This window comes from Arthrobacter sp. H41, from assembly GCF_000520535.1.
Taxonomy (GTDB): domain Bacteria; phylum Actinomycetota; class Actinomycetes; order Actinomycetales; family Micrococcaceae; genus Arthrobacter_D.
In genome coordinates this window covers 30555-38474 of sequence record NZ_KI914837.1, presented here as the reverse complement: position 1 = coordinate 38474, position 7920 = coordinate 30555, and the positions used below count along the sequence as shown (strand labels likewise).

General features: G+C 65.2%; 7 protein-coding genes and 2 pseudogenes. 3 read left to right on the top strand and 6 right to left on the bottom strand.

The genetic code is table 11. The features are described from left to right. Both Y705_RS22520 and Y705_RS0115410 read right to left on the bottom strand, forming a co-directional pair. A pseudogene (locus Y705_RS22520) lies at positions 1 to 233 on the bottom strand (chromosome partitioning protein); the annotation flags it as partial. After that, positions 230 to 886, bottom strand: a complete 657-nt coding sequence (locus Y705_RS0115410) for a hypothetical protein (protein ID WP_049822874.1) — start codon at positions 884 to 886, stop codon at positions 230 to 232. The gene Y705_RS0115410 and the pseudogene Y705_RS22520, both read right to left, overlap by 4 nt. 141 nt (positions 887 to 1027) lie before the next feature. Between Y705_RS0115410 and Y705_RS0115405 the strand changes: the two genes are divergently transcribed. Then, on the top strand, positions 1028 to 1252 hold the full coding sequence (locus tag Y705_RS0115405) for a helix-turn-helix domain-containing protein (RefSeq protein ID WP_026533497.1): 225 nt from the start codon (positions 1028 to 1030) through the stop codon (positions 1250 to 1252). Positions 1253 to 1291: 39 nt separating this feature from the next. On the opposite strand, the gene Y705_RS0115400 is transcribed toward Y705_RS0115405, so the two are convergent. Next, entirely contained in the window at positions 1292 to 1843 is a 552-nt protein-coding gene (locus tag Y705_RS0115400; protein ID WP_026533496.1) for a hypothetical protein, read from the bottom strand. Positions 1844 to 1969: 126 nt separating this feature from the next. Between Y705_RS0115400 and Y705_RS20595 the strand changes: the two genes are divergently transcribed. Next, positions 1970 to 2728, top strand: a complete 759-nt coding sequence (locus Y705_RS20595) for a LysM peptidoglycan-binding domain-containing protein (RefSeq protein WP_155850107.1) — start codon at positions 1970 to 1972, stop codon at positions 2726 to 2728. A gap of 23 nt (positions 2729 to 2751) precedes the next feature. Continuing rightward, positions 2752 to 3303 carry an Rv3235 family protein gene (locus tag Y705_RS23325; protein ID WP_253908655.1) on the top strand — a complete coding sequence of 184 codons (552 nt, stop codon included), beginning with the start codon at positions 2752 to 2754 and terminating at the stop codon, positions 3301 to 3303. 4 nt (positions 3304 to 3307) lie between these two features. On the opposite strand, the gene secA is transcribed toward Y705_RS23325, so the two are convergent. The 3 genes and pseudogenes from secA to Y705_RS23715 form a co-directional block, all read right to left on the bottom strand. Continuing rightward, positions 3308 to 6049, bottom strand: coding sequence for a preprotein translocase subunit SecA (gene secA / locus Y705_RS0115385; protein WP_026533495.1), 2742 nt, complete (start codon positions 6047 to 6049; stop codon positions 3308 to 3310). A gap of 75 nt (positions 6050 to 6124) precedes the next feature. Continuing rightward, positions 6125 to 7354, bottom strand: a complete 1230-nt coding sequence (locus Y705_RS20585) for a winged helix-turn-helix domain-containing protein (RefSeq protein WP_049822872.1) — start codon at positions 7352 to 7354, stop codon at positions 6125 to 6127. A gap of 19 nt (positions 7355 to 7373) precedes the next feature. Next, positions 7374 to 7817 (bottom strand): annotated as a pseudogene (locus Y705_RS23715) (DNA glycosylase AlkZ-like family protein); the annotation flags it as partial. Positions 7818 to 7920 lie beyond the last annotated feature (103 nt).

Genomic DNA, 7920 nt, shown 5'->3' with positions numbered 1-7920 from the left:
GTGAGCACTACTACCCCCACCCCCGCCGCGCGAAGCCTCTCGAGGACCGTCAGGGTCAACTCACCCGCACCGGGAGCGAAAATAGCGGCGCGGGCGAGGCCACTCTGACACGCGGCCATCAGCTCCGACAGTTCCTCGCACCGGCGTACGACCGTCACCGGACCGCGCAGCTTCTCGAGGCCCGCCACGTGGTCGCCGGCGGCGGTTCCGACAGTGACGACGGGAATATTCACCGATTCCCGCCGGGATTCAGGACCACCGCGATGGCGGCCTCGTTCGACAGTGCGTCAAGGAGGGCCGGCATCGCCTGATCCTCGACGAGGACGTGGACCAGAGTCGAGGAGTTCGCGCCGAGCGCCGACTCGTTCACGGTGATTTCGGATACCTCGGCGGCTTCAAGGAGGAGGACCGGTTCCTCGAAGGCGGTTCCTTGGCCACGGAGCGAAACCCAGACATCCACTCTCGCCCCGGCGGCAGTGCCGGTGGGCAACGGATCAGTGACGCTCAATCCGACGGGCTTACGGTCGAGTTCATCGGCAGTGCCGACCGTGCCCCTCGGTACGAGCTCACCCTGCTTGATCAGGCGGGTGGCGATGGGGCTCTCCGGAAGGCCGTCCGCTGCCAGCACGTAGGACGATTCCAGGTCGCCGAGCCGCACGGGAACCACGTCGAAATCATCGGGCGCCAGGATCGATCCCACTGCGATGTCGCTCTTCGCGGCGTAGACCCCGGTGGTTCGGTCCGCGCTGCCCATCAGGGCGATGACGCCCGCGGTCGAGGCGAGGACAAGGAGAAGGCCCACCAGGAGGCGTGGATCACGCCAGGAGGGCTTCTTCAGCCTCTCCGCGTCGCCGGTCCTGCTGCCGCGTGCACTGCTCGTAGACACTGCGCTCCCCTGTTCTCTCCGCCGCGTACAAAACTAGCCCATTGAGATCGAATACACCCGAATTGTGGATAAGTGCGTTCGACGGCGGTTGGAATGACATCATTAGGACGACGTTTCATCCGGCAAAGGAAGGCGGCTGTCGTGGCTGAGAAACGGTTCCTCACCCTCGCAGACGTGGGCGAAGTCCTCAACATCAGTTCGTCCCAGACCTATGCGCTGGTGCGCTCGGGCGACCTGCCCGCCATTCAGGTGGGAGGCCGTGGCCAGTGGAGGGTGGAGGCCACGGTGCTTGAGGACTACATCAAGCAGGCCTACGAGAAGACTGCATCCTCCCTGCGTGACCCGGAGAGCATCACCAACAGCTAGCCCGAACCGGCGGAAGGGTTGGGGCAGGAGCCGGTTCCGTCAGGCGAGCGCGACCACGGCTGAGACTGCGGCGAAGGGCATGGTCAGCACGCCCAACACGTTCGAGGAACGACGCTCCTCACCCGTCGGGACCAGCGCCAATTCCAGGAAGTCCCGGCCGATCCTGTCCAGGACGCCGTCATAGCGGGCGTCCGCACTTCCTGCATACACGCTCACGGATTGCCTGTCCCGGCTCAGGGTGCGAAGCGCGGAGGCAAGTCCAAGTCTTGCGTGCACCCGCGTGGGCGCCGCTCCGACGGCCCGGCTCAATCCCTGGACAACCTGGACTGCGGCGAGCGGTATCAGAACCGAACGGGCACCGGAGCGCATGACGAGCCATTCCGAACCGACGTGCGAGATGCAGCCAGTGAAATCCTGCCCGCCGGCAACCCTTACCGTCACGTCGCTACTGCCCTGACCTGCGAGGCGGGCAGTCAGAGCGATGCGCCCCTGCTCACTCCGGAAGAGGGTGGCTGCCTCCTCCTCGGACGCGGCCTGGAGGGCAGCAGCGAACTGTAACTCCATGTCATCGAACAGGGCAGCCCAGCGCATGCGGGAAGCCTATGGCCGACCACCGGGCTCCGTCAACGCAATGATTCCACTACAAATCGATTCAACCTAGACAAAACAAATCAAACTGCATCAAACTGGTTCAAAACCGGATCGAGGGAGGCCGCAGTGAAAGCAGTTACAGCGGATACGGCATGCGGCACTGCGGCGCTGGCGGGAGGCGTGCTCCTGTGGTGGTCCGGCGCACTCATCGCCAGCAATGCGTCGTCCCGTTCCGCAGCAGGCATCGAGGAGATACTCGGAATCGGCTGTTCGGCAGCCGGCATCGGCGCCGTTATCTGGTGGGTATTCGCGGCGGCAGCGGCGGTAATGGCACAACTCCTGGCGACTACCGGGCACCGGCACGCCGCTTCGATTGCCGCCCGCTTTTCCCCTGCCTGTATGAGGCGCCTTGCGGCAGCGGCACTGGGGATGAACCTGCTGGCCGTTCCGGCGATGGCAAGTGCAGCACCGGCCTTTCCGTCCAGCAGCACGTCGCAAGAGGCGGAGACCGCCGAGCCCGGAGGAAGCACCTCCTGGAGCCTGACGGCGGACGAGGCCGCGGACGCCATCCCAGGGGAGATGCCCGGCCAGGTCGACGCCGCGCCGTCCTGGAAGCCCCTACCGTCACCGTCCACCGGCGGACTGGTGCTCCGCACCGATACCGCGCGCACTCCCGACACCGTCGCCACGGGAGCCGTCGAGGTCATCGTGAAACCGGGCGACTCACTGTGGACCATCGCGGCGGCCCACCTCGGTGCGTTCGCCACCGATCTCGAGGTGGCAGCAGCCTGGCCCACCTGGTACCGGGAGAACAGGGAAGGTATCGGAGAGGATCCCTCCTTGCTCTTCCCGGGCCAGATCCTTCGGATTCCCCCCGCACCCTGAATCGCCAGCGAAAGGAACAAACAATGTCAGTCATGGCCCGCCTGCAACCCCTTGACGCCGTGGACCTCGCCGCCGTAAGCGGCGGACCGAGGCCGGTACTCCGGGGTGTGGCCCGGCAATCCCGCCAGCGCACGGAATCCGTCGTCGCTCTCCCTGCAGCGCCTCCAGCACCGGTAGCCGAGGATGCAACTACTGATGATCATTCCCTCGATGCGCGCGTCTCCGGGATCGCGCGCTCAGTAGCCCAGGGCGCTCTCGAGGTCCTTGGAGGAGCGCGCCCCCTGCAGCAGATGGCGAAGTGGCTGGATCCGGACAGCTACGAACGCCTTCAGCTCCGGGCCAACCTCATCCGCTGCATCTCCGCGGAACGAAGTGGAACGGGACTGCCGGGACAGGCGCCGGCGTTCCGGGTACACCGGAACGTCGTCGTCCGCTCGGTCCGGGTGTGCTGCGTCAAACCCGCCGCCTACGAGGCTGCGGTAGTGGTCTTCGACCAGAAGAGGGTCCGCGCCGTTGCCCTTCGCATTGAACAACGACGCGGGACGTGGAGGGTCACCGCACTCGAGATCGGGTAGGGACCTACCCTTTCCTCCGCCTGGCGGCGGCCTGCTGGCCATCCTTGGCCCCGCCCTTCGTTCCGATGGCCGGCTTCTCGGCCCCTTGGCGCTCGACGTGGGTTTCGGCCTCGCCCTGCGCATTCGGGGCGGAGAAGTTCAGGCTTGCCGGCCGTGCAGGAGCATCGAGCCCGGCGGCCTTGATGGTCGGCGACTGGACAAGTCCCCGGGCATCCTTCACACCCGGCAGACCGGTTGTTGCGGGCGCGCTCACCTCGACGTCGAGATTGAACAGGTACCCGATGCTTTCTTCCCGGATAGCTTCCATCATCGCCTGGAAGAGCACGAAGCCCTCCCGCTGGTACTCGACGAGCGGATCCCTCTGGGCCATGGCGCGCAGCCCGATTCCTTCCTTGAGGTAGTCCATCTCGTAGAGATGCTCCTGCCACTTCCGCCCGATCACGGAAAGCACCACCCTGCGCTCGAGCTCGCGCATGGTCTGCTCGCCGAGCGCCTGCTCCCTCGCCTCGTAGGCCAGCTTCGCATCGGAAAGAATTTCAGCGTGCAGGAAGTCGCGGGTGATCTTCGACGTGCCGCCGGCTTCCTCGACCACCTCATCGATGGTCAGGGTGATCGGGTACAGGGTCTTGAGGTTGGTCCAGAGCAGTTCGTAGTCCCAGTCGTCACCGTGGCCCTGGGCCGTGGCTTCGTCGACCATCGCCGTCACCACGTCCTCCAGGAAGTAGCCGACCTTCTCCTGGAGGTCGCCGCCCTCGAGGATCCTCCGGCGGTCACCGTAAATGGCCTCGCGCTGGCGATTCAGGACGTCGTCGTACTTCAGGACGTTCTTGCGCTGTTCCGCGTTCCTGCCCTCGACCTGCCCCTGGGCACTTTCGATGGCCTTCGACACGAGCTTCGACTCGAGCGCAACGTCGTCGGGCATGGTCGCGCCGTTCATGATGCGCTGGGCGCCGCCGGAGTTGAAGAGCCGCATCAGGTCGTCCGTCAGCGACAGGTAGAACCGCGACCGTCCCGGGTCGCCCTGCCTGCCCGAGCGCCCACGCAGCTGGTTGTCGATGCGGCGTGACTCATGCCGCTCGGTGCCCAGGACGTAGAGTCCGCCCAGCTCCCGGACCTCTTCCTGCTCAGCCTCTACGGCGTGCCTGGCGGCTTCGATGGCTGCGGTCCACTGAGCCTCGTATTCCTCGGCGTTCTCGGCGGGATCAAGGCCCCGCTTCTCGAGCTCCGCCACCGCATTGAATTCCGCGTTGCCACCCAGCATGATGTCGGTCCCGCGGCCGGCCATGTTGGTGGCCACCGTGACGGCCCCCTTGCGGCCGGCCTGGGCCACGATGGCGGCTTCCCGTGCGTGGTTCTTGGCGTTGAGCACCTCATGGCGCACGCCGGCCTTCGCAAGCTGCTTGGACAGGTACTCGCTCTTCTCGACGCTGGTGGTACCCACCAGGACCGGCTGTCCACTCTCGTGCCGCTCGACGATGTCCTTGACGACGGCGTCGAACTTCGCGACCTCGTTCTTGTAGATGAGGTCGGACAGGTCCTTGCGCGCCATCTCACGGTTGGTGGGAATGGGGACGACGCCGAGCTTGTAGGTGGACATGAACTCCGCGGCTTCGGTCTCCGCGGTGCCGGTCATTCCGGAAAGCCTGTCGTACAGGCGGAAGTAGTTCTGCAGCGTGACGGTGGCCAGGGTCTGGTTCTCGGCCTTGATCTCGACGCCTTCCTTGGCCTCGATCGCCTGATGCATTCCCTCGTTGTACCGCCGGCCCGCGAGGATGCGCCCGGTGTGCTCGTCGACGATCATCACTTCACCGTTGAGGACCACATAGTCCTTGTCGCGCTTGAAGAGTTCCTTGGCCTTGATGGCGTTGTTGAGGAAGCCGATGAGCGGCGTGTTGGCGGACTCGTAGAGGTTCTCAATGCCGAGGTAGTCCTCGACCTTCTCAATACCGTCCTCCAGCACCCCGACTGTGCGCTTCTTCTCATCCACCTCGTAGTCATCATCGATCGTGAGGCGTTTGACGACCTTGGCGAATTCGTTGTACCAGCGGTTCACGTCCCCGGAGGCCTGCCCGCTGATGATCAGGGGTGTCCGCGCCTCGTCGATCAGGATGGAATCGACCTCGTCGACAATCGCGAAGTTGTGACCGCGCTGCACCAGCTCACTCGCGCTCCAGGCCATGTTGTCCCGGAGGTAATCGAATCCGAACTCGTTGTTCGTCCCGTAGGTGATGTCCGCGGCGTATTGCTCGCGGCGCGTCGCGGGGTCCTGCTTGGACAGGATGCAGCCGCTCGTCAGTCCAAGGAAACGGAAGACGCGCCCCATCAGGTCCGACTGGTATTCGGCAAGATAGTCATTGACGGTGACGATGTGGACGCCATTGCCGGTCAGTGCGTTGAGGTAGGCCGGGGCCGTCGCGACGAGCGTCTTGCCCTCACCGGTCTTCATTTCGGCGATATTGCCCAGGTGCAGGGCCGCCCCGCCCATCAGCTGGACGTCGAAGTGCCGCAACCCGAGGGTTCTGCTGGAGGCTTCGCGGACGGCGGCGAACGCTTCGGGAAGCAACGCATCGAGCGACTCCCCCTCCTCATGGCGCTTCTTCAGCCGGTCGGTTTCTCCGCGCAGCTCCGCGTCGGAAAGTTCGCGGAACTCGTCCTCGAGAACATTTATCGCATCAGCGTAGTTCCGGAGTTTCTTCAGTGTCTTCTTATCGCCGGTACGGAGAACACGTTCAAGAAGTGATGGCACTGGTTTTCGCTCCCAATCTAAGGCTGCCCAAATATGGCGTGTTCAGTCTACGTGCTAGACGCCTACTCTCCCGTTTCAGTTCCCGGCAGTCGCCTGAGCCGTGTCGACTGCAGCCCGCAAAGCAGCGGCGAGATTGCCGGATTCCCCGACCACCACGTCCCCCAGTCCCAACCAGACGGCCATCAGCAGCAGCTCCCCGGCCAGCTCCGCGGCAGTATCGGCGGGTGCTTCGGGCTCGGCATGGGATGCCCTCACCAGCAGCCTTCCGGAGCTGCGGTCGGCCTTGAGGTCCACCCGCGCGGCCATGGTCTCCCGAAGGAGGAAGGGCAACACATAGTAGCCATAGCGGCGCTTCGGGGCCGGCGTGTAGATCTCGATACGGTAGTGGAAGCCGAAGAGCGACTGCAGCCGGCCGCGCTCGAACACCATGGAGTCGAAGGGACTGAGCAGTGCCCTGCCCTCCGCGCGCCGGGGCAGAACCGCCGAAGACGAGACGAAGAGGGGCTTGTTCCACCCGTCCACCTCCACGGCCCGAACGATGCCCCGGGCCTCGAGGGAACGGATCGCCTCCGTCGTCTCCCGGACAGGGGTCCGGAAGTAGTCGGCGATGCACCGCGCGGACCCGATGCCGAGGGCGCCGGAGGCCCGTTCGGCAAGGACGTGCAGGGCGTCCTGCGCGGGGACGCAGGTGTCGGCAAGGGCCGGACGAGGCAGCACCGATCGTACCGGCCCGTACAGCCGCTCGAACTGGGGGCTTCGCCCCGCTGCGCCGATCTCCCCCCGGCCGAAGAGATCCTCCAGCACCCGTTTCACTGCGCTCCAGTTCCATCCCCAACCGTCGGTCGAACGGATCTCCTCATGGCCCAGTTCCCGCTGGATCTGGGTTGCGGTGAGTGCAGGGCCGGAGTCGAGAAGTTCGAGTACCCTCGGCTCGAGGTGGTTGCGAAGCTCCTGGTCCATTCGCGACGCGCCCATCCAGGTGCGCCGCTGCCACGGGCGGAGGTAGGGAAAAAGCTCGGGGTCGATGAAGCTTGCTTCGTGGGCCCAGTACTCCACCAGGCGGCGCGGGTGTCTGGTCGACAGCCGATCGAGCACTGCTGGGTCGTAGCTGCCCACACGAGAGAGCACCGGCAGGTAGTGGGACCTCGAAAGAACGTTCACTGAATCGATCTGGAGCAATTGAAGCCGGCGTACGATCCGGGAAACCGCCGCCGGGGAAGCCGGCCCTTCCGGACGAACCCTCGCGAGACCCTGGGCATTCAGGGCGATCCGCCTCGCCTGCGAGAGACTCAGGCGGACGGTCACCGGATCGAGCCTTTCTCCGCACACGCCGTGCGCGGAGAAAGGCTCCCCGGCCGAAGAGATCCTCCAGCACCCGTTTCACTGCGCTCCAGTTCCATCCCCAACCGTCGGTCGAACGGATCTCCTCATGGCCCAGTTCCCGCTGGATCTGGGTTGCGGTGAGTGCAGGGCCGGAGTCGAGAAGTTCGAGTACCCTCGGCTCGAGGTGGTTGCGAAGCTCCTGGTCCATTCGCGACGCGCCCATCCAGGTGCGCCGCTGCCACGGGCGGAGGTAGGGAAAAAGCTCGGGGTCGATGAAGCTTGCTTCGTGGGCCCAGTACTCCACCAGGCGGCGCGGGTGTCTGGTCGACAGCCGATCGAGCACTGCTGGGTCGTAGCTGCCCACACGAGAGAGCACCGGCAGGTAGTGGGACCTCGAAAGAACGTTCACTGAATCGATCTGGAGCAATTGAAGCCGGCGTACGATCCGGGAAACCGCCGCCGGGGAAGCCGGCCCTTCCGGACGAACCCTCGCGAGACCCTGGGCATTCAGGGCGATCCGCCTCGCCTGCGAGAGACTCAGGCGGACG

Bases quoted from the DNA above. Each gene is read 5' to 3' on its own strand.
- Y705_RS23325 (WP_253908655.1), top strand. From the start codon at position 2,752: ATGTCAGTCATGGCCCGCCTGCAACCCCTTGACGCCGTGGACCTCGCC.
- Y705_RS0115400 (WP_026533496.1), bottom strand. From the start codon at position 1,843: ATGCGCTGGGCTGCCCTGTTCGATGACATGGAGTTACAGTTCGCTGCT.